We start from the raw sequence: 20,064 nt of genomic DNA, 5'->3' as shown, positions 1-20,064 counted from the left end.
TTACATCAGGTCGCCGAAGCCCGTGGTGCGCACGCCCGCGCTGGGCAGTTGCGGGGCAGTCTGATTGATGTTGATCCAGAACTCGCACACGTGCTTCATGGCGCTGAGGAACTGCGAAAACTCGGTCGGCTTGGCGATGTAGGCGTTGGTGCCTGCGTCGTAGGCGCGCAGGAGGTCACTGGGTTCGGTGGAGGATGTCAGCACCACCACCGGGATGTGGTGCAGGTTGTCCGATCCCTTGATCTCCCGCAGAACACCGATGCCGTCGAGCAGCGGCATCTTCAGGTCCAGCAGGACCAGCATCGGGTTGCTGCCCGATCGGTTGGTGAAACCGTTGCGGCGGTGCAAGTAGTCGAGTGCCTGCATGCCGTCCGACACATGTGTGACGCGTCCATCCAGCCCGTGGCGCGCGAGAGCGAGCTTGGTCAGCTCGGCGTCGTCAGGGTTGTCTTCAACGAGAAGGATGGCGTCGGCGTTTCTGCTCATGGTTCCAGGGCGGCCGGCATGGAGTCGGTGGGGGACTCGAACCCGTGGACGCCTTCAAAAGGTAGCGAAAAATAGAACACACTGCCCTCTCCGAGCTGGCTTTCAGCCCAGATGGTGCCACCGTGTCGCTCGATGATGCGCCGCGTCAATGCAAGGCCAATGCCAGTGCCTTCGAACTCCGAGGCGCGATGCAGGCGTTGGAAGACGCCAAACAGCTTCTGGGCGTATTTTGTGTCAAAACCCACGCCATTGTCACGAACAAAGAAGGTATAGCCGACAACTGGGTCCATGCTCCAACCCACCTCGATGCGCGCGCGCTCCCTCGGGCGGGTGTATTTGTAGGCATTGCCCAACAGGTTTGCCCAGACCTCGCGCAAAAGGAGTGCATCGCCCTGCACCACCGGCAGGTCGGGTGCCACCACCCAGTCGACCACACGGCCTTCCGTGTCGTGCCCGAGCTGGCTGACCACCGCATCCACCAGGAGGGTGAAGTCGACCGCGGTCAGGTTCACCGCTGACCGGCCCAGGCGCGAGAAGGCAAGCAGTCCATCGATGAGCTGGCTCATGTGACGGGCCGAATTGCCGATTGTGCTGAGGTAGCGGGCGCTCACCTCATCGCAATTGCCGCCCAGGTGCTCTTCGAGCAGGCTGACGAAGCTGGAGATGTGGCGCAGCGGAGAGCGCAGGTCGTGGGAGACCGAGTAGGAGAACGATTCCAGGTCCTTGTTGGCCGCGAGCAACTGCTCGGTGCGCTCCACCACGCGGTTCTCAAGCTCATCGTTGATGTTGCGCATCAGATCGTCGAGCCGCTTGGCGTCGGTCATGTCCCGGTTGATCTTGGCGAAACCCTTGAGTTCTCCGCTGTCGTCGCGCAAGGCGATCAGCACCGAGTGCGACCAGTATTGCGAGCCGTCTTTGCGGGTGTGCCAGTTGTGCAGCTCGTGTTGTCCTCGCGAGGCAGCCAAGCGCAGCATCTGCATGGCGCTGACCTTGCCGTGCTCCGGGTTGACCGGGTCGAACAGCACGCCATAGTGGCGGCCGACCATCTGGGTCGGAGAGTAACCGTCCATGCGCTGGGCGCTGTCCGTCCAGTCGGTGATGGTGCCGTCGGCATCCATGAAGAAGATGCAGTAGTCGCGCAGGTTGTCCACCATGAGGCGAAAGCGCTGCTCGCTCTCCAGCAACTCCAGCGAACGTTCGCTGATGCGCTGCTCCAGTTCCTCGTTGAGATGGACCACGCGTTCCTCGATGCGCTTGCGTTCGGTGATGTCGATGATCTGGACGAACAGCCCCTGCACCATCCCCTCATCGCTGAAGTCGGGCAGGTAGCTCGCGCTCACGAAGATCTGCTGGCCGTCCACCGTGGGTCGCCACGTTTCGAAATGTTGGGGCTGTCCGGCCAGCGCGGAACGCATGCGGGGCTCGATGTCGGCCCACACGTCGGGGCGCACACACTCGCCGATGTGCCGGCCGATGATGTACTGGGGGTCCATGCCGTAGACACGCAGGTGCTCGGCATTCGCGAAGCGGAAGTGCAGGTCCGCGTCCAGGTAGGCGATGAGGCCAGGGACATGGTCCGTGATGGTCTGCAGGAAGCGCTGGTTGCCACGCAGCGCCGCTTCGGCTGCCTTGCGCCGGGTGATGTCCACGACCGTCGTGTTGCTGCGCAGGAACTGGCCATGCGCGTCGCGCACGGCGGAGGACGAAAGCAAGGCGAAGAAGGTGCTCCCATCGCGGCGGCGCATCTCGTACTCCACGGCCTCCAGCGCATCGTCCTTCAGGATCTTGTGCATGCGGTTCTGCAGCAGCTCCGCATGCCGTGGCGCCATCATGTCGCGGAAGGCCATCTTGCCCACGACTTCCTCGCGGCTGTAGCCCAGCCATCCGAGTTCCGTGTCGTTGATCGATACGTAGATGCCGTTGATGTCGAGCGAGTGGTAGCCGCAGGGGGCGTTGTTGTACAGGTCTTGCGACTGCCGCAGCGCACTATTGAGTTGCGCGTTGGCCTGGCGGACAAGGTCTTCCGAGGCCTTGCGCTGCGAGAGGTCGACCATCTGGATGATGATTCCCTGCACGAGGCCGCCCTGCCAGTAAGGCGTGTACTCGATGCCGGCATAGAAACTGTGACCATCCGGGAAGACGCGCTCACCCTCGAAGCGCTGGATTTCGCCGGAGAGAGCGGCTGCCAGGCGGATGCGCGTGGCCTCGTAGTCTTGCGGTCGGGCAATCTCGCTCAGGTGCATGCCCACCAGCTGTTCGGTGTCGCCACTGACCCATCGCGCGTAGCTGGCGTTGGCGAAGCGGCAGATCAGGTCACGGTCGAAGAAGGCCAGTTGCACCGGTACGCTGTTGGTGATGGCCTGCAGGAAGTTCCGCTGGGCCGCCAGCTCGGTCTCGGCAGCCTTGCGCTCGGTGATGTCGAGCAGGGTGTTGTTGGTGCGGACGAACCGGCCTTGCTCATCAACCACGGCCGTGCTGCTGAGCAGCGCCAGGAAGGTGCTGCCGTCGCGCCGGCGGATGGTGAACTCCGCGGCCTCGAGCTTTTCGCCGCGCGTCAAGCGCGCGAGGCGTTCGCTGGCCAGGCTTGCATGTTCGGGCAACACGATGTCGTGGAAGCGCAGACGGCCGATGACCTCCTGTTGCTCGTAGCCCAGCCAGTCCAGCGCGGTGCGGTTGATCAGCACGAAGACGCCATCGGCATCGACCGAGTGATAGCCGCAGGGTGCATGGTTGTAAAGCGACTGGGCATCGCGCAGGGCCTGGTGGATGCGCTCCTTGGCATCGGCCAGTTCGTCTGTACGCTGGCGCACGCGGGCCTCCAGCTCCGTGTTGAAGTGCTGGATCTCTTCCTGTTGCTGGTGCAGCGCCGTGATGTCGCGGGAGACGGCCAGCAGCATCACCGGCTGGTTCTGTGCGTCGCAGATGGGCGTGACCATGGTGTCCCACCACTTGGGCGTGCCCTTGAACGTGTGGCCGAACGCGACGAAGCGGGCGCTCTTGCCCTGGCGCGCGCTCTCCAGTGCCTCGCGTGAAAGCAAGGCGCCGTCGTCGGGCCACCAGGTGGTCCAGTCGCTGTTGCGCACCTGTTCGAAATCGTCCACCTCCACCAGCCGGCAGCCTTGCGCCGTCATCTGCACGACGCGGCCTCGCAGGTCGAGCACCTTGGTGCAGTCGGGGCTGCTGGCGATGATCTGGCGGTTGAGTTCATCCTTGATGCGCGCGTCGGCTTCGAGAGCGCGCATCGGGGTGATGTCCTGCATGAAGCCCAGCTGGCTGATGACCGCACCGCTGGCATCGCGCATGGGGGCGTTGCGCACCAGCACGTGAACCACCTCATCGCCCGGTCGGACGAGGCGGAACTCCACGCTCATGGGCTCTGCATGCGAGATGGCATGCACCCAGTGCCGCTGCACGCGCTCGAGGTCGTCCGGGTGTACGCGGCTGAGCCAGCCAAAGTTGGGGAAGTCCTGCTTTTCCAGCGCGAAGATGGCCTGCAGCTGCTCGTCCACATGGGTGAGCACGCCCGCATGGTCGGTGCGGAACACGCCGATCGGAAAGACGCTGGCCAGGGCCGAGAACAGTGCCTCGTACTCGAGTTGGGCGGTTTGGGGCGAGGGATCCCGGGTGGCCGCGTCCAGGGCCGATTCGAGTGAAAGGGGCAGGTTGGCCTGGAGCTTCAGGCTGGCCGCTTCGGCGCTGAGGGGCTGTTCGCTCAGCCTTTGTGCATAGCTGCGACGAAGGTGTTCGTTTTCGGCGCGAAGGGTCTCGAGCTCCAGGAGCAACGCACGCTCGCGCTCCGCAGCCGATCGTTCGGTCCTGCGGGCGTCATGGCGTTGGTCCTCCGATGGGAAAAGGGAGCTCATCCGTCACGACTGTACCCCAGGGCCCTCATTCTTAAGTGTGAAATTTGACAGCTAGAAACGAGGCAGCTCCGGGTGTGCGAGAGCGCCGGCGCGCACCAGCATCCGGCCATATTCAGCACAACGTTGCAGGGTGGGCACGACCTTGCCGGGGTTGAGTAGCCCATTGGTATCAAACGCGCGTTTGATGCCGAACATCTGGGCGTTCTCCTCGGCCGAGAACTGCACGCACATGCTGTTGAGCTTCTCCACGCCCACGCCATGTTCGCCCGTGACGGTACCGCCCATGGCCACGCTGGTCTCCAGGATCTCGGCACCGAACAGTTCGCAGCGGTGCAACTGGTCGGCATCGTTGGCGTCGAACAGGATCAGCGGATGCAGGTTGCCGTCGCCCGCGTGGAACACGTTGGCGCAACGCAGCTGGTACTTCTTCTCCATCTCCGCGATCGCCAGCAGGATGTCGGCCAGCCGCTTGCGCGGAATGGTGGAGTCCATGCACATGTAGTCGGGGCTGATGCGTCCGCTGGCGGGGAACGCATTCTTGCGCCCGCTCCAGAAGCGCAGGCGCTCGGCCTCGTCACGGCTCACTGCGATGGCCGTGGCACCGCAGTCGCGCAGCACCGCGCTCATGCGGCCAATCTCCTCCTCGACCTCTTCGGGGGTGCCGTCGCTCTCGCACAGCAGGATCGCCTCGGCGCTCAGGTCATAGCCGGCTTGCACGAAGTCTTCCACTGCGGCGGTCATGGGCTTGTCCATCATCTCGAGTCCGGCGGGGATGATGCCCGCCGCGATCACCGAAGCCACTGCATCGCCCGCCTTGCGGATGTCGTCGAAGCTGGCCATGATGCAGCGCGCCAGCAGCGGCCTGGGCACCAGCTTGACCGTCACCTCGAGGGTGACCGCCAGCATGCCTTCGCTGCCCGTCACCAGCGGGAGCAGGTCCAGGCCGGGTGCATCGAGCGCGCCGCCGCCGAAGGTCACGGGCTCGCCTTCGGCGGTGAAGCCGCGCACCGCCAGCACGTTGTGCAGCGTCAGGCCGTACTTGAGGCAGTGCACGCCCCCCGAGTTCTCGGCCACGTTGCCCCCGATGGTGCAGGCGATCTGGCTGCTGGGGTCGGGTGCGTAGTACAGGCCGTGCGGCGCAGCGGCTTCGGAGATGGCCAGGTTGCGCACACCGGCCTGAACGACGGCCGTGCGCGAGCGCGGGTCGATCTTGACGATGCGGTTGAATTTGGCCAGTGAGAGCGTGACGCCCAGCGCGTGCGGCATCGCGCCGCCCGACAGGCCGGTGCCAGCGCCGCGCGCGACGACCGGCACGCCCAGCGCATGGCAGGCCTTGAGCACGCCCGAGACCTGCGCTTCGGTTTCAGGCAGCACCACCACCAGCGGGCGCTCGCGGTAGGCGGTCAGGCCATCGCATTCGTAGGGCACAGTGTCCTCGGCCTGCCAGAGCAGCGCATGCGCGGGCACCACGCCCTGCAGCGCCTGCACCACCTCGGCCTGCCGTTGTGCGCGCTGGACGGAGGTGTTCTCGGTGGGGGAGGTGGGCGCGTTCATCTAGGGCCTGCGGGGGTCGATTCAAGGATCGCGTCAGTCTAGGCCAAAGCTTCCTGCCGGAATTGAAGAATCTTGCACGGGCCTGTGAACGCTTCGACGGGGGGCTGACAAGGGGCTCTTGAAATCGGTGCCACGCGTCATCAAGTTGTGTTCACCGCAGGATGCCTGTCGCTTCCTGTCCCCCTTCAACCTTCTCAGGAGTCTTGCCATGAACCGCCATCTCGCCACCCGCAGCTTCTTCGACGAATTCTTCAACGACGCCGCTCCCGCCTTTTATGTGAAACCCTTGCACGGCGACGGTCTGCCGGCGCAGATCCGTGTCGATGTGAAAGAGACACCCGAGGCCTACACGCTGCAGGCCGAAGTGCCCGGCGTGTCCAGGGAAGATATCCAGGTCAACGTCGATGGCAAGCTGGTGACGCTGCGCGCCGAGATCAAGCAGCAGGACAGCCAGACCGAAGGTGGCAAGCTGTTGCGCAGCGAGCGCTACTACGGAGCGGTCTCGCGCAGCTTCCAGCTGCCGGTCGACGTCGACAACAGCGCCGCGAAAGCAAAGTACGAAAACGGTGTGCTGCAGCTCACGCTGCCCAAGAAGACCGCCGGTGCCGCGCAGCGCCTGACGATCGAATGACCGTGCTCAGTTCACGCTCTTCTTGAGCCACTCGGCGAACGCCGCACATTCCCAGCGCTCCATTGCGCCCGCCTGCCAGCACAGGTAGTGCGCGTGGGGCGACGGGATGTTCCGTTCCGAAATGCGCTCCAGCGAGCCATTCTCGATCCAGGGTGCGCCCAGCTTCAGACGCACCAGCGCCACTCCCAGGCCTTGCGCAGCGGCGTCGCACATGAGGCCGATGTCGTTGAAGGACGAGCCGTCGTGCGGTTCGGGCCAGTCCAGTTCGTGCGCCGCGAACCAGGTGCGCCAGGGCTCCAGCGGGCTGCGCAGCAGGGCCGCTCGCTGCAGGTCTTCCACCGAGTCGAACGGGCCGTTCTCACGGATGTAGGCGGGCGAGGCCAATGGCGTCACTTCGTCCTTGAGCAGGCAGATGTGCTCGACGTCGGCATAGCGGCCGGTGCCGTAGCGCACAGTGAGGTCGGCGTCCTCGGCCACCACGTCCAGCAGCGGGATCGACACCTGCAGAGTGAGGTCGATCTCGGGATAGGCCTCGGTGAACTGGCGCAAGCGCGGCATCAGGATCGAGCGCGCGAAGGTCGGCGTGACGGCCAGCTTGAGCTTGCGTTTGCCGGGTTGCGTGCTGCCACCGGGAAAGCGCTGCAGGATGCCGAGGCCCTCACGCACATGGGCCAGGTACTCACTGCCCTCGGTGGTGAGGGAAAAGTCGGCACGGCCGAACAGCTTGGTGCCCAGGATTTGTTCGAGCTGCCGCACGCGGTGGCTCACCGCGCTCGGCGTGACGTTGAGTTCCTCCCCCGTTTGCGTGACGCTGCGAAGCCGCGCCAGTGCCTCGAAGGTCAGCAGGCACTGGATGGGAGGAATCCGGATGGTCATTTGAAGACCACGGTTTTGTGTCCGTTGAGCAGCACGCGGTGTTCGCTGTGCCACTTCACTGCCCGTGCCAGCACCTGGCTCTCGGTGTCGCGCCCGTGCGCGGTGAGGTCCTCCACCGTGTCGGTGTGGTCGACCCGCGCCACGTCCTGCTCGATGATGGGCCCTTCGTCCAGGTCTGCCGTGACGTAGTGGGCGGTGGCACCGATCAGCTTCACGCCGCGGTCGTGCGCCTGGTAGTAGGGCTTCGCGCCCTTGAAGCTGGGCAGGAAACTGTGGTGGATGTTGATGGCCCGACCGGCCAGCTCGCGGCAGAGGTCGTTGCTCAACACCTGCATGTAGCGCGCCAGCACCACGAGTTCGGCGCCTTCGCCCCGGATGATCTCCAGCTGCCGGGCCTCGGCTTGCGGCTTGCTGGAGGCCGTCACCGGGATGTGGTGGAACGGCACGTTGTAGCTCGCGGCAAGCTGGTAGAAGTCGCGGTGGTTGCTGATGATGGCCCGGATGTCCAGGGGCAGCAGACCGCTCTTCCAGCGGAACATCAGGTCGTTGAGGCAGTGCCCCTCCTTGCTGACGAAGATCACGGTGCGCATGGGTTCGGCCAGGGGATGCAGGCTCCAGCGCATTTCAAAGGGCTCGGCGAACTGCTGGAGACGCTGGCGCAGATCGTCCTGTGCCAGCCGGTCGCAGGCGAACTGCACCCGCATGAAGAACAGGCCGGTGTCGTGGTCGTTGTATTGCGCGGCTTCTTCGATGTTGCCCCCCTGCTCCAGGAGGAAACCGGAAACGGCATGCACGATGCCCGGGCGGTCCGGGCAGGACAGGGTCAGAACATAAGTGTGGTTCATGGCCCCGGGATTGTCGCAGCAACGCGCGGTGGGCCTGGCCGGCTGTGGGGCAATGGAGCCACTGGAAAGGGGTTGTGGTGACAGAATCCCGGTTTCACCTTCCCTCGCCGCAGGAGACGCCCGCATGGCCTACAACGATCTACGCATGGACAACCAGTGGTTGCCCTTCACGCCCAACCGCAGCTTTCAGAAGGACCCCCGGGTTTTCGTGGCGGCCGAGGGCATGTACTTCACCACGCACGACGGGCGACAGGTCATTGACGGTATCTCCAGCCTCTGGTGCGTGGGTGCCGGGCACAACCGCAAGCCGATCAACGAGGCGATCAAGCAGCAGCTGGACACGCTGGACTACAGCACGGCCTTCAGCGTCAGCAACGACAAGGCTTTCCGCGCCGCCGAGATGATCGCGGCCATGGCGCCCGGCGACCTCAACAAGGTGCTGTTCTGCAATTCGGGCAGCGAGGCCGCCGACACCTCGATGAAAGTGGCGCTTGCATACCACCGCGCGCGCGGCGAAGGCCATCGCAACATCTTCATCGGCCGCGAACGCGGCTACCACGGTGTCGGCTTTGGCGGCATGAGCGTGGGTGGCATTCCCGCCAATCGCAAGGTGTACGGTGCCAGCCTGCTGCCGCGCGTGGACCACCTTCGTTTCATCCACGACCCGGTGAAGCACGCCTTCATCCACAACGTTGAGCCGGTGTGGGACGAGGACCTGCTGCTGGAACTGGAGAACCGCATCCTGCCGTTGCACGATCCCAGCAACGTGGCCGCCGTGGTGGTCGAGCCTGTCGCCGGTAGCGCGGGCTGGTACGTGCCGCCGCAGGGCTACCTGAAGCGGCTGCGCGAGATCTGCGACAGGCACGGCATCCTGCTCATTTTTGACGAGGTGATCACCGGCTTCGGCCGTCTGGGCACGGCGTTCGCGTCCGACTACTACGGCGTGCAGCCCGACATGCTGAACTTCGCGAAGGCCGTGACCAACGGCGTGATCCCGCTCGGCGGCGTCGTGTGTACCGATCGCATCTACGACGCCATGATGGGCGCACACGGCAGCGCTCCCGACCATGCCATCGAGTTCTTCCATGGTTACACCTATTCCGGCCACCCGGTGGCCTGCGCGGCAGCGATCGCCACACTGGACCTGTTCCGCGAGGAAAACCTGTTTGCGCGCGCCGGCGAAATGGGACCGGTGCTGGGCGATGCCATGCACGCCGCACTCAAGGGCCTGCCGAATGTGATCGGTGTGCGCAGCTTCGGCCTGGCGGCGGCAGTGGAGCTGGCGCCCATGCCGGGCCTGCCCGGCAAGCGCGCCTTCGACGCGTTCATGGACTGCTACCACCGGGGCGTCCTGGTGCGCAACGCGGGCGATAACCTCGTCTTCGCGCCGCCCTACATCGTTGACCGCGCCCAGATCGAGACCATGGTCGGCACGCTGGCCGACGCGATCAAGCGCCTGGCCTGATCCGCCCGGGGCGCGTCAGCGCTTCTGCATCTGCTGTTTCAGCTCGGCGCAGTGGTCGCGGGGCGCGAGTGCCGGGGTGGTCCACACCGCATCAGCGGTCGGTGCGGCCGCTTCAGCCGCCGAGCCCGCCTGAGCCATCACGACCTTGTGGTCGACGCCGGCAGGCAAGTGTAGCGGCACGCCAAGGTCGCGCTTCACATGACCGTTGCCCGCCACGAGCACGACGGTCTTGCCGGGAATGACCGCCTGGACAGCGGTTTGCGCCAGGGTCTTGTCGCGTGCCAGCTGAATGCGCGTCATCGGCGCGATCTGGCTCTCGGGGAGGAGGTTGCAGTGGCTCTCACGGATGGCGTCGCGCTGGCGTTGCAGCACGCTGCTGCTCACCGAGTCGTCCAGCACCGCGTCGCCCATGGCGTTTCTCATCTGCGCACGCGGCAGGTTGCCACCGATCACGGGAACGCCGCTTCGCACGGCCGCCATCACCACCGGGCCGTAGATGGACCAGGGCCAGCCACCCTGGTCGGTCCAGGCCAGTGCCTCTCGCACACGCTGTTCATTGGCGTCGCTGGGCAGGCCCTGGGTGCTGCGCCCCTGTTCGATCATTTCCATGACGAGTGCGGCAAGCTGGTCGCGCCGGGCCAGCGCCTCCACCACATCGCGTTGCAGAGCCTGGTGCTCGGCGGCATCGTGTTGTTCGCCCAGCATCAGCACCGGGGTGGGCAGCACGCGGTCCAGCAGGGCCGGTACGGTGGCGGGAGGGCGGTGTGCACACGCTGCCAGCAGGGCGACCAGGGCCAGGACAGCGGAAAGTCTCAAGGTCATGGGGGAATACTAAGCGCACCGTGCCAGAGACCGCCAGATGAACCGGCATGAAAAAGGCCGCTGGGTCGCAGCGGCCTTTTTCAATCCGAACGGGCACCAACGGACAGTCCTCGCCGTGGACGGCCTGCGGCGCAACCGTGAGGCGGCTTCAGTGCATGACGACGGGCATCTGTGCCAGCGTGGCGTAGCCTTCCAGCGTGTCTTCCACTTCCTCTTGCGACGGGGTGGTTTGTTGCCAGGCGGTGATCTGGAGCTGGAACATTTCGGCCCAGGAGCCGTCGAGGTACACCTCCTTGCCCGAGCGCTTGTCCACGATCTCGAAACCGTGACGGGGGATCTGCGGGCCATTGGCCTCGGGGGTCTCACCCTCGGCGGGTGCGTTGGCCAGGATATGGACCACAGCGAAGGCGTCCGAATCGTAAAGCATGTGCATGACGGAGGTCCTTGGAAAAGAAGCCGGTGTTCCTGTCAACCTTATATCGGCAAATAGCGGTTGATTTACAGGTCAGATGCAGCTTTACGTGGAGACGTTCCCCGGGACTTCAAGATGCGTGTCTTTTTTGGCACACATCTCCCTTTCCACTAAGGCATCTGACTGAGCTGCTGATCGGCCACATCGCCATTCGACTGCGTCACGCGCAGGCGCACGGGCAGGTGGTGCAGGCTGGGTGCGAGCCACATCTCGACGGTGCTGTCGAACTCCTTGCGGGGATGTCGCACGAGATGGCGCACCTTGAATTGCCCCGCAGGCAGTGAGATCGTGGACTCCTCGCCGACCTCGAATCGCCAGACGGGTGCATCGCCCGTGCCCGCCACCTGCATTTCCACGGTCTGTCCGGTCGTGTAGTCCTGCGGGCGTGCCTGCAGCAGGCTGGCCAGTTGTAGGAACAGGCTGAGGCGGTCCTGTGCGCCGGGTTGAAGCGGCACTTCCGGTGCGTTGCTGCTGAAGAGGATACGTTGTTGCGCGGCGTCGAAATGGGCCGCCTTCTCGCTGCGGCTCTTGTCGGCGAAGCGCTCGGGCATCAACCCGCCCGGGCCGATGCGGCCGGTGCTGGTCTGCGACCGGCTGCCCAGCAGCATCACGCGCATTTCCATGCGGGCTTCGTAGCGCGCATCCGCCACTGTCCAGTCCAGCGTGCCTTGGGCTTTGTAGCCGATGCCCTTGATGTTGCCGGTCACGTCGTAGTGCAGGCGCGTGCTGGCGGGGGGCTCGGCGGGCGGCAACGCCTTGGCTGCGGCCTGGGTCGCCGAGGCAGGCGGTTCGGGTTCCGGCGCCTGCGCGACGGCCACAGGTTCGGCGGGAGGCGCGGTCGCCACGGTGTGCTCGACCTGCGCCACCATCTCGTCCGGCACGCTGGTGGCCTCTTGTGGCGCGTCGGCCATGGCATGGGCTGGGGGCTCCGCTGGCGGTGCGGTGACAACGGATGGAGGAGCCGGCTGGGCTTTCGGTGTGGAGGGCTTTGGCTTGGCCGGTGGCGGGATGGGGGCCTTTGCCTGCGGCGTCGGTGGCTCGGGGACGATCCAGCGCACGGTGGACACGTGGACCGCCGGCGCCTTCGCGGAAGTCTGTTCGGCAGGCGTCTGGGCGGGCGGCGTGTCCGAGGGGTTCATGGCCGCCGTGCTCGCTGCGCTTGCGGCTTGGGGCAGGTTCAGTGTGAAGCCCCCTGCCAGAAGAACGAGGTGGGCGCCGAGCACCACCGCCACCAGCAGGGCCAGCACGGACCAGCGGGGTGAGGCTGAGGGGGCGGGGTGTGGTCGGATCACGGGCGTGGTTGTGTGGGGCCGTGCCCCAGATCGGCGCTGAGTTGACGGGCGCAGCGAAGGAGGGCGGAGGCCGGGGCGCCTTGCCAGTCGGTGTCCAGGGTCGCCACCGATCCCAACACGACGAGGCCAAGGGCCAGGCGGCCCTGGGCATCGAATACCGGCGCGCAGAAACCACCCACGCCCGGCAACAGGCTGTGCACCACGCGCGCGAGGCCGCGCTGCCGAGTGTCGTCCAGCATGGCCTGCACTTCTTGCATTGACTGTGGCACGTCCACCAGAGACAGGTCTCCGTTGCGTGGCAGCTTCTTCAGGCGAGCGAGCTCATCGCGCACCATGGGTGCAATGCGTTGGGCGTCCCGGCCCTCGCTGCCCATGAATGCGGCGAAACAACGACCTGTGGCGGAGGTCAGCAGCGGCATGACGTCGCCCAGGCGCAGGGTGACGGGCACGGTCTGCGGGGCCTCGGTCCAGTGCACCATCGTCGGCCCCTGGTTGCCCCAGACGGCGATCGCCAGCGTGTGGCCGGTTTCGGACAACAGCGCGTCGATGCGCTCGCGGGCCAGTTTCACCGCGTCAATGCGGGCCAGGGTGGCCAGTCCGATGCGCAGGGCGGCCGGGCCGAGGTCGTAACGCGTGCTCACGGGGTCCTGAACCACCAGTCCCATGCGCTGAAAGCTCACGAGGTAGCGGTGTGCCTTGGCCGCACTCATGTTGGCCGCGGCCGCCAGGTCGCGCAGCATCAGGGCGCCCTGGGCCTGTGACAGGGCGTCGAGCAGCTCGAAGCCGACTTCCACCGACTGGATGCCCGCGCGCAAGGGTTCTGCTTCGTCGGAGGTGTCAGCGTCGATGGCGAGGCGTTTGGCGACAGGCATGTGGATGAGGGTCACGAAGGTTGGACGGCCAGACGGGTTCCGGGTTCCGCGCTGCGACCCCAGGGTGCGACGGGAACGGCTTTCGTCTAGAATGCTTCATTTTACGGATAGGTGAATCGATTTCACTATTCGTAACGTTGGTGCCTCGTCAGGAAAGGTCCAGCGGTTCGCACCCGGGGACCATCAGCCCCTTTTTCGCAACACGGCAGCAGGAGACTTGCATGAAACTCGCCACTTACAAAGACGGCTCGCGCGACGGACAACTGGTGGTGGTGTCCCGCGACCTGAGCACGGCACATTATGCGACCGGCATCGCGCACAAGCTCCAGCAGGCGCTGGATGACTGGAACTTCATCAGCCCACAGTTGCAGGACCTCTACGTCACCCTCAACCAGGGCAAGGCGCGGCACGCGTTTCCGTTCGATCCGGCGCAGTGCATGGCACCGTTGCCGCGCGCCTATCAATGGGCCGACGGTTCGGCCTACATCAACCATGTCGAACTGGTGCGCGCCGCGCGCAGCAGCGAGGTGCCGCACAGCTTTTACGAAGACCCGCTGATGTACCAGGGCGGCAGCGACGATTTCATCGGCCCGTGCGAGGATGTGGTCGTGGCCAGCGAAGACTTCGGCATCGACTTCGAGGCCGAGATCGCCGTCATCACCGGCGATGTGCCGATGAGCGCCACGCCCGAGCAGGCGCTGGACGGTGTCCGCCTGCTGATGCTGGCCAACGATGTTTCGCTGCGCAACCTGATCCCGGCCGAATTGGCCAAGGGATTTGGTTTCTTCCAGAGCAAGCCGGCCACGGCCTTCAGCCCGGTGGCGGTCACGCCCGACGAGCTCGGCGATGCCTGGCAGGGCGGCCGTGTCCACCTCACGATGCAATCCACCTGGAACGGCCGCAAGGTCGGCATGTGCGAGGCGGGCTCGGAAATGACCTTCCACTTCGGCCAGCTCGTTGCCCACATCACCAAGACGCGCAATGTGCGTGCCGGCTCCATCGTGGGCAGCGGCACCGTCAGCAACAAGGGCGTGGAAATGGACGGGCGCAAGGACTGGCCCAAGGGCTACAGTTGCATCGCCGAGAAGCGCGCCATCGAAACGATTCTGGACGGCCAGCCTTCGACCGCCTACATGAAGTTCGGCGACACCATCCGCATCGAGATGAAGGGCAAGGACGGCCAGTCGGTCTTCGGCGCGATCGACCAGAAGATCGTTCCGCTGGCGAAGTAAGCCGCCCCAGGCGGCAGGGAGTCAGCTCGCGTAGAGCTGCTCCAGGGTGTCGAAACCCTTGACCTCGATCGGGTTGCCGAAGGGGTCGCAGAAGAACATCGTCCACTGCTCGCCCGGCTGGCCTTTGAAACGCAGCTGTGGCGGCAGCACGAAGTCCACCCCGGCCTGGGTGAGCCGGTCCGCGAGGGACTGCCATTCCGGCCGCATCAGCACCAGTCCGAAATGCGGCATCGGCACCAGCGTATCCCCCACGCGGCCGGTGCGCGCGGTCTTCAACGGTTCACCGAGGTGCAGCGAGAGCTGGTGGCTGAAGAAGTCGAAGTCCACCCAGGTGTCGGTGCTGCGGCCTTCGGCGCAGCCCAGCACGCCGCCATAGAAGCGCCGTGCGGCGTCCAGGTCGGTGACGTTGAGCGAGAAATGGAACAGGCTGCGGGTCTGTAACGGTGCCGTGGGTGCGTTCATGCCCTCAAGCATAGACGCCTGCGGGCGGTCGAGCACAATGACCGCAGACCAACCAGCCGGAGACATGCATGACGCCCGTGGACTACAGCCGCTACCAGACCCTGAACATCACCCGCCGTGGCCCCTCCGTGGACGGCACGCCTTCGGTGCTCGATATCCAGATGCGCGCCGACGGCCCGGGCGGCAATGGCAAGCTGCCGACGGCGGGCCATGAGGGCCATTGGGAACTCTGCGAGATCTGGCGCGACGTGGGACGCGACGACAGCGTGCGTTGCGCGGTGCTGCGCGGCAGCGGCATGGGCTTCTCCGGCGGAGGCGATCTCGCGCTGGTGCAGGACATGGCCACCGACTTCGAGGTGCGCACGCGCGTGTGGAAAGAGGCGCGTGACCTCGTCTACAACGTCATCAACTGCGACAAGCCCATCGTCAGTGCCATGCACGGTCCGGCCGTGGGTGCAGGGTTGGTGGCCGGTTTGCTGGCCGACATTTCCATCGCCGCGAAGAGCGCGAAGATCGTCGACGGCCACACCCGCCTGGGCGTGGCCGCGGGCGACCACGCGGCCATCGTCTGGCCCTTGCTGTGCGGGATGGCCAAGGCCAAGTACTACCTGATGCTGTGCGACCCCATCAGTGGCGAGGAGGCCGAGCGCATCGGGCTGGTGTCGCTCGCGGTGGACGATGCCGCCTTGCTCGACAAAGCCTATGAAGTGGCGGACCGCCTGGCTGCGGGCAGCCAGACCGCGATCCGCTGGACCAAGTATTCGCTCAACAACTGGCTGCGCCAGGCCGGCCCTGCATTCGACACCTCGCTCGCACTCGAATTCATGGGCTTCGGTGGTCCCGACGTGCGCGAAGGTGTGGCATCCTTGCGTGAGCGCCGCCCGCCCCGCTACGGTGTGGATGGCTGACACAGCCCCGATGACGGCACGACAGGAGATCTCCATGAGCGACGCCCCCAGCAGCGGTTTCGGAAAATTCGTGCCCGGCTTCGAATTCCTGCAGAACCTCGCAGGGCAGGCGGCCGGTGGCGTGGCGCAGGGCATCAGCCAGAACATTCCGCAGTTGCCCAACCTCGGCAACTGGGTCGCCCCGACCTTCAATGTGGAAGACCTGGAGAAGCGCATCGAGGAACTCAAGGCGGTGCACTTCTGGCTGGACCAGAATGCCAAGGCACTGGGCGCCACCATCCAGGCGCTGGAGGTGCAGAAGATGACACTGTCCACGCTCAAGACCATGAACTTCAGCATGGGCGATGTGGCCAACGCCCTGAAGATCAAGGCCGCGGACAAGCTGGCTGGCTTCACGGGATCGGCAGCTCCGGCACCTTCGCAGTTCGCAGGCCTCGAAATTCCGCCCCGCACCTATGGTGCCGCCGAAGCCACCCCACCCGTGGCACGCCCCTCGAAGCCACGCCGGAAATCCGCTGCGGCCAAGGCAGCCGAGCCTGCGGCCAGTGGCGGCGTGGTGGATCCGATGCAATGGTGGGGGGCGTTGTCACAGCAGTTCCAGCAGATTGCGAGCAACGCGATGAAGGACGTGGCCAGGCAGACCGCGCTCGACACCACGAGGCAGGTCGCGACGGGTCTGACCGACCAGGCTTTGAAGACCGCCACCGGTATGGCTGGCAAGGCCGCCCGCGGCGTGGGGCGTGCGGCGGCGAGGGCCGTGGGCGGACGGCCGGGCGACGGCAAGGTCGCCCCAAAACGCGCCCCTGCTGCCAAGCCGCGCGCCGTTGCCGCAAAGAAAGTCTCGTCCACACAGCCTCTTGCCGCGGGCGACTGGACCCTGCCCAATGCCTTTTTCCCAGGCCTGGCACCCGCCGTGCCCCAGCCGGTGACCAGAAAAACCGTGGGCAAGAAACCCGCCGCCCGCAAAGCCCCGCCCCGCAAGACCTCCAGCCGACGATGACACGCCCCAGGCGCTTCGTGCGGACCATGCCCCGCCGACCATGAAGATGTTTCCCTATGCCCACGCCACCCACCCACAGTGGCGCATGGCCGCCGCTCTGGTTCTCGCCCAGCTGCGTGCACAGATGGCACTGCCCGAGTACGCCAAGTCCCCCTGCCTCGGTCTGCTCTACATCACCGACCACTACGCGGGCGAAGCCGAGGAGATCTTCAAGTTCCTGAGTGCCGAGCTGTCGTCCGAGGTGGTTGACTGGGCCGGTACCGTGGGCGTGGGCGTGTCCGCCAACAACGTGGAGTACTTCGACGAGCCGGCGATGTGCGTGATGCTGTGCGACCTCAATCCCGGCCAGTACCGGGTGTTCAATGGCGTGGCGCCCCTGATGGCCAGTGGCCGTGCGCGCGTCGCTGATCGGTTCGAGGCGCACACGGCGCTGGTGCATGCCGATGGCGGTACACCAGAGTTGTCCGACCTCATCGCCGAGATGGCCGAGCGCACGCGCAGCGGCTATGTGTTCGGTGGCCTTGCTGCCAGCCGGCACCAGAGCGTGCAGTTCTCGCGCAGCAGTGCGGGCAATCTCGAAGGGCATGGTGCGGCCAGCGGCGTGTTCCATGGGGGCCTGAGCGGCGTTGCTTTTTCAGAGGATGTGGGAATGGTCTCGCGCGTCACGCAAGGCGCGCAGCCCGTGGACCGCGAACGCACGGTCACTGCGTCCGAGGGCAACCTCGTGCTCATGCTCGACGGTGAGCCCGCGCTGGACGTGTTGCTGCGCGAGCGCCTCATCTCCCTGGATCAACCGGAGCAGGCCATGCCGCGCCTGCGCGCCACGCTGGTGGGGTTGTCATCGCCCCAGCCCGAGCAGGCTGCACGCGCTCACGCGCCGCGTGTGCGGGGGCAGTTCGGTGTGGAGGTGCTGGTGCGCCACCTGATCGGGCTCGATCCTGCGCGCCGCGGCATTGCCGTGGCCGACGCGGTTCCGGTGGGCACGCGTCTGGCGTTCTGTGAGCGCAACGCGCACGCCGCGCAGGCGGATCTGGTGCGGGTGTGCGCCGAGGTTCGCGAAGAACTCGAGCCCGAAGAGTCGAGCGTCCCCCTGGGCAATTTTCTCGCCGCCGATATGGAAGTCGGGTCGAAGCCGGCACGGCGCATCGCGGGGGCTCTCTACGTGAGCTGTTCGGGGCGGGGTGGTCCGCATTTCGGAAGTCCCAGTGCCGAGTTGCAGGCGGTTCGGCGTGCACTGGGCGATGTGCCCCTGGTGGGGTTCTTCGCGGGTGGCGAGATTGCCCACCACCGTCTCTACGGCTACACCGGCGTGCTCACGGTGTTCACCCTGCCCTGACAGGATCGCGCCGGGCCTCTCGGTTGGGGTGCCTCGGCGGGGTCAGGCCGCAGGCGACTGTCGCGTGCGAAGGCGTGCACGGTCCAGCGTGCGGCGGGCTTCATGCAGCGGCATGCCGTACATGTCGGCGAAGGCCTCCACGGTCTGCCCGCTGTTTTCGAAAGCGCGCAGCAGCGCCTCATCCCGGGCTGCGCGGCTGGCGGCCTCGGCGAGGGCGTCGGCGGTGATGGCGTTGACCTTGTCGTCGCGGCCCATCACCAATGTGGCATACGCCTCGCGCCCCAGGCCCGAAGCCTCGAATGCCTGCACGATGCGTTGGCGCAGTTTGGGTACCAGGTCCTCGGGGGTGCGGCCCTGGCGCCGGCGGAACACTTCGATCAGCGCGTGGTGCACATGTTCAGGGGCCAGGGCCTCCACGGGCTGTCCGCCAAGGTCGTGGCGAGGTATGCCGGATGCCACCACCGTGAGGTAGCGCGAGGAGCGGGTGTGCAAGGCCAGTGCCGCCTTGAGGCTCTCCGCTTCAAGCACCCCGGGATGGGCATCGAGCAGATCCTGGAAGATGCCGCGCTTGAGCGGCCTGAGCACGTCACCGAAAAGATTCGGTGCCAACTCCGCCAGTTGGTCAAGCACAGGATGCTGACGCGGCGGCCGCGACCCGGCTCGCGGAGTGGCTTGGCGTGCCGGGCGGCGAGGGCGGGCCGGTTGTGCGTTGGCGCCGGGTGTGGTGGTGACTGCGTTCATGGGAGAAGGAGGCGAGCCTCGGTGGCGATGCAAAGCTGCACATCATGCCAGCGCCGGGATCGGTGGTCATCGCCGGTAGGCCTCGCCGCTTCTCGTCGGACCTGTGGCTTCAACAACAAAGTCGCATGATGGGTAAGTGGTTTTAATTAACACAAAGGTGTTATATATCTTCGGGTGCGCTGCCTGATGGCCTGACCGGCATCCCGCTGCGCCCAAACCCGACGACAAGGTCCCCCCGGGGGTGATCGACGCCCCGCGCAAAGACAGCTTCGTCGTTCTCGTGCAATTTGAGAATCTGGAAAGACTTCGCATGTTGAAAACATTGGATGGCAGCGGCGCCACCGACGCCTGGCATGGCTGGTTCGGAAAAAAGGAAACCCTTCGGACGCGAAGCGAAGTGCGCTCGCCCGTTGGGCAGTCCGGCCTCACGGTGAACTCGCTGGCGCGGCTGTCGTTCCAGGATGTGTTGCAGTACGTGTACGTGCGGGAGGCAGGTGTGGTTTCGGGGTTGCAGCCCGATGCACCATCGCTCAATGAAAGGCTCCTCGGTGTGCTGACGGCCTGCCACGAAGTGGACACGGCCCGCCAGCGCCTGCTCGGCGCGATGGGTGCCCAACAGACCCTGGACGATATGGCCCACCTGCTGAAAGCCCGGGCGTACACGGGCCTGTGCGCCCCGGCCGAGCCGCGCTGGCTGGTGGTCATGCGGGCGGATCTTGGCCGATCGGTGGAAATGGCGACGGCGATGTGGGACATGGCAAGTCGGCATTTCACCCGTGTCACCCACCTGCTGCCGGCGCAACTGGATGGCAATGCCGACGGTTGCACGCCGTTGGGGCAAGACGACCTCGAGCTGCTCGAGCGCCTGGCGGAGCGGCTCGGTGCGGCCGACCGCTTCGCCCAGGCGCGCGAGGCCCACAAGGTGGCCGCGCTGGATGGGGCGCTCGCCCGCTCCCGCTGGACGCATGCCGTGGACGCACGCCGGATCGCCGAGACCCGGTTTCGCAAGGAGCGGCGGGGTGCCCTGGCGTTCGCGGATGCGGTGGTGAACGAGCATTGGCTGGCCAACAGCCTGGCCTCGCGGGTGGCGCACCTTTGCATGAAACGGCATGCCCTGCATGCCGTCGCCCTGCGCCTGCCTCAGCACCTGGGTCTGGTCTGAGGCGCTGCGCGGCCGGGCATGCCGGAAAGAAAAAAGCCTGCGACC

The 20,064-nt window shown here is 65.9% G+C and carries 18 protein-coding genes; 7 read left to right on the top strand and 11 right to left on the bottom strand.

The window, feature by feature from the left end; genetic code table 11:
* The 3 genes from J2X09_RS05785 to J2X09_RS05775 are packed head-to-tail and all read right to left on the bottom strand — an operon-like array spanning position 1 to position 5,903.
* A complete protein-coding gene (locus tag J2X09_RS05785) occupies positions 1 to 486 on the bottom strand; it encodes a response regulator (RefSeq protein ID WP_204732709.1) in 486 nt (161 codons plus the stop codon).
* Positions 483 to 4,349, bottom strand: coding sequence for a PAS domain-containing sensor histidine kinase (locus tag J2X09_RS05780; RefSeq protein ID WP_204732710.1), 3,867 nt, complete (start codon positions 4,347 to 4,349; stop codon positions 483 to 485). Before J2X09_RS05780 ends, J2X09_RS05785 begins: the two co-directional genes overlap by 4 nt.
* Before the next feature lie 51 nt (positions 4,350 to 4,400).
* Positions 4,401 to 5,903 (bottom strand): FAD-linked oxidase C-terminal domain-containing protein, encoded by a 1,503-nt coding sequence (locus J2X09_RS05775; protein WP_204732711.1) that lies wholly within the window; start codon positions 5,901 to 5,903, stop codon positions 4,401 to 4,403.
* 208 nt (positions 5,904 to 6,111) lie between these two features.
* Between J2X09_RS05775 and J2X09_RS05770 the strand changes: the two genes are divergently transcribed.
* Complete coding sequence (locus tag J2X09_RS05770; RefSeq protein WP_204732712.1) at positions 6,112 to 6,534, top strand: Hsp20/alpha crystallin family protein; 423 nt, start codon at positions 6,112 to 6,114, stop codon at positions 6,532 to 6,534.
* A 6-nt stretch (positions 6,535 to 6,540) separates the two neighbouring features.
* On the opposite strand, the gene J2X09_RS05765 is transcribed toward J2X09_RS05770, so the two are convergent.
* Positions 6,541 to 7,410, bottom strand: a complete 870-nt coding sequence (locus J2X09_RS05765; RefSeq protein ID WP_204732713.1) for a LysR substrate-binding domain-containing protein — start codon at positions 7,408 to 7,410, stop codon at positions 6,541 to 6,543.
* Complete coding sequence (gene purU, locus J2X09_RS05760) at positions 7,407 to 8,255, bottom strand: formyltetrahydrofolate deformylase (protein ID WP_204732714.1); 849 nt, start codon at positions 8,253 to 8,255, stop codon at positions 7,407 to 7,409. Before purU ends, J2X09_RS05765 begins: the two co-directional genes overlap by 4 nt.
* A 124-nt stretch (positions 8,256 to 8,379) precedes the next feature.
* Between purU and aptA the strand changes: the two genes are divergently transcribed.
* Positions 8,380 to 9,720 carry an omega-aminotransferase AptA gene (aptA, locus tag J2X09_RS05755; RefSeq protein WP_204732715.1) on the top strand — a complete coding sequence of 447 codons (1,341 nt, stop codon included), beginning with the start codon at positions 8,380 to 8,382 and terminating at the stop codon, positions 9,718 to 9,720.
* A gap of 15 nt (positions 9,721 to 9,735) precedes the next feature.
* On the opposite strand, the gene J2X09_RS05750 is transcribed toward aptA, so the two are convergent.
* The 4 genes from J2X09_RS05750 to J2X09_RS05735 all read right to left on the bottom strand — a co-directional run bounded on the left by J2X09_RS05750 (position 9,736) and on the right by J2X09_RS05735 (position 13,178).
* Positions 9,736 to 10,542, bottom strand: a complete 807-nt coding sequence (locus J2X09_RS05750) for a ChaN family lipoprotein (protein ID WP_204732716.1) — start codon at positions 10,540 to 10,542, stop codon at positions 9,736 to 9,738.
* 148 nt (positions 10,543 to 10,690) lie between these two features.
* Positions 10,691 to 10,975, bottom strand: a complete 285-nt coding sequence (locus J2X09_RS05745) for a BTH_I0359 family protein (protein WP_204732717.1) — start codon at positions 10,973 to 10,975, stop codon at positions 10,691 to 10,693.
* Positions 10,976 to 11,124: 149 nt separating this feature from the next.
* Entirely contained in the window at positions 11,125 to 12,306 is a 1,182-nt protein-coding gene (locus J2X09_RS05740) for a DUF3108 domain-containing protein (RefSeq protein WP_204732718.1), read from the bottom strand.
* Complete coding sequence (locus tag J2X09_RS05735) at positions 12,303 to 13,178, bottom strand: IclR family transcriptional regulator (RefSeq protein ID WP_204732978.1); 876 nt, start codon at positions 13,176 to 13,178, stop codon at positions 12,303 to 12,305. The genes J2X09_RS05740 and J2X09_RS05735 overlap by 4 nt, the downstream gene beginning before the upstream one ends.
* A 221-nt stretch (positions 13,179 to 13,399) precedes the next feature.
* Here J2X09_RS05735 and J2X09_RS05730 point away from each other — a divergent pair, with 221 nt between their 5' ends.
* Positions 13,400 to 14,410: a fumarylacetoacetate hydrolase family protein gene (locus tag J2X09_RS05730; protein WP_204732719.1), complete on the top strand. Its 1,011-nt coding sequence runs from the start codon at positions 13,400 to 13,402 to the stop codon at positions 14,408 to 14,410.
* A 21-nt stretch (positions 14,411 to 14,431) separates the two neighbouring features.
* Here J2X09_RS05730 and J2X09_RS05725 read toward each other — a convergent pair whose 3' ends face one another.
* Complete coding sequence (locus J2X09_RS05725; protein WP_204732720.1) at positions 14,432 to 14,872, bottom strand: VOC family protein; 441 nt, start codon at positions 14,870 to 14,872, stop codon at positions 14,432 to 14,434.
* 68 nt (positions 14,873 to 14,940) lie between these two features.
* Here J2X09_RS05725 and J2X09_RS05720 point away from each other — a divergent pair, with 68 nt between their 5' ends.
* Genes J2X09_RS05720 through J2X09_RS05710 form a run of 3 tightly spaced genes read left to right on the top strand, consistent with a single transcriptional unit; the run spans position 14,941 to position 18,116 of the window.
* Positions 14,941 to 15,780 (top strand): enoyl-CoA hydratase/isomerase family protein, encoded by an 840-nt coding sequence (locus J2X09_RS05720; protein ID WP_204732721.1) that lies wholly within the window; start codon positions 14,941 to 14,943, stop codon positions 15,778 to 15,780.
* Between the two features lie 34 nt (positions 15,781 to 15,814).
* Positions 15,815 to 16,780, top strand: coding sequence for a PhaM family polyhydroxyalkanoate granule multifunctional regulatory protein (locus J2X09_RS05715; RefSeq protein ID WP_310307704.1), 966 nt, complete (start codon positions 15,815 to 15,817; stop codon positions 16,778 to 16,780).
* Positions 16,781 to 16,820: 40 nt separating this feature from the next.
* Complete coding sequence (locus J2X09_RS05710; protein WP_204732722.1) at positions 16,821 to 18,116, top strand: FIST signal transduction protein; 1,296 nt, start codon at positions 16,821 to 16,823, stop codon at positions 18,114 to 18,116.
* Positions 18,117 to 18,158: 42 nt separating this feature from the next.
* Here J2X09_RS05710 and J2X09_RS05705 read toward each other — a convergent pair whose 3' ends face one another.
* Positions 18,159 to 18,746, bottom strand: coding sequence for a ProQ/FINO family protein (locus tag J2X09_RS05705; protein ID WP_374726484.1), 588 nt, complete (start codon positions 18,744 to 18,746; stop codon positions 18,159 to 18,161).
* A gap of 421 nt (positions 18,747 to 19,167) precedes the next feature.
* Between J2X09_RS05705 and J2X09_RS05700 the strand changes: the two genes are divergently transcribed.
* Positions 19,168 to 20,019 carry a hypothetical protein gene (locus J2X09_RS05700; RefSeq protein ID WP_204732724.1) on the top strand — a complete coding sequence of 284 codons (852 nt, stop codon included), beginning with the start codon at positions 19,168 to 19,170 and terminating at the stop codon, positions 20,017 to 20,019.
* The last annotated feature ends 45 nt before the right edge of the window (positions 20,020 to 20,064 follow it).

Source organism: Hydrogenophaga laconesensis, assembly GCF_031457235.1.
GTDB classification, from domain to species: Bacteria; Pseudomonadota; Gammaproteobacteria; order Burkholderiales; family Burkholderiaceae_C; genus Hydrogenophaga; species Hydrogenophaga laconesensis.
This window is presented reverse-complemented; position numbering and strand designations above follow the sequence as displayed.

Bases quoted from the DNA above. Each gene is read 5' to 3' on its own strand.
- J2X09_RS05785 (WP_204732709.1), bottom strand. From the start codon at position 486: ATGAGCAGAAACGCCGACGCCATCCTTCTCGTTGAAGACAACCCTGAC.
- J2X09_RS05730 (WP_204732719.1), top strand. From the start codon at position 13,400: ATGAAACTCGCCACTTACAAAGACGGCTCGCGCGACGGACAACTGGTG.
- aptA (WP_204732715.1), top strand. From the start codon at position 8,380: ATGGCCTACAACGATCTACGCATGGACAACCAGTGGTTGCCCTTCACG.
- purU (WP_204732714.1), bottom strand. From the start codon at position 8,255: ATGAACCACACTTATGTTCTGACCCTGTCCTGCCCGGACCGCCCGGGC.
- J2X09_RS05710 (WP_204732722.1), top strand. From the start codon at position 16,821: ATGAAGATGTTTCCCTATGCCCACGCCACCCACCCACAGTGGCGCATG.
- J2X09_RS05725 (WP_204732720.1), bottom strand. From the start codon at position 14,872: ATGAACGCACCCACGGCACCGTTACAGACCCGCAGCCTGTTCCATTTC.
- J2X09_RS05720 (WP_204732721.1), top strand. From the start codon at position 14,941: ATGACGCCCGTGGACTACAGCCGCTACCAGACCCTGAACATCACCCGC.
- J2X09_RS05745 (WP_204732717.1), bottom strand. From the start codon at position 10,975: ATGCACATGCTTTACGATTCGGACGCCTTCGCTGTGGTCCATATCCTG.
- J2X09_RS05750 (WP_204732716.1), bottom strand. From the start codon at position 10,542: ATGACCTTGAGACTTTCCGCTGTCCTGGCCCTGGTCGCCCTGCTGGCA.
- J2X09_RS05735 (WP_204732978.1), bottom strand. From the start codon at position 13,178: ATGCCTGTCGCCAAACGCCTCGCCATCGACGCTGACACCTCCGACGAA.
- J2X09_RS05770 (WP_204732712.1), top strand. From the start codon at position 6,112: ATGAACCGCCATCTCGCCACCCGCAGCTTCTTCGACGAATTCTTCAAC.
- J2X09_RS05775 (WP_204732711.1), bottom strand. From the start codon at position 5,903: ATGAACGCGCCCACCTCCCCCACCGAGAACACCTCCGTCCAGCGCGCA.
- J2X09_RS05765 (WP_204732713.1), bottom strand. From the start codon at position 7,410: ATGACCATCCGGATTCCTCCCATCCAGTGCCTGCTGACCTTCGAGGCA.
- J2X09_RS05715 (WP_310307704.1), top strand. From the start codon at position 15,815: ATGAGCGACGCCCCCAGCAGCGGTTTCGGAAAATTCGTGCCCGGCTTC.
- J2X09_RS05700 (WP_204732724.1), top strand. From the start codon at position 19,168: ATGTTGAAAACATTGGATGGCAGCGGCGCCACCGACGCCTGGCATGGC.
- J2X09_RS05780 (WP_204732710.1), bottom strand. From the start codon at position 4,349: ATGAGCTCCCTTTTCCCATCGGAGGACCAACGCCATGACGCCCGCAGG.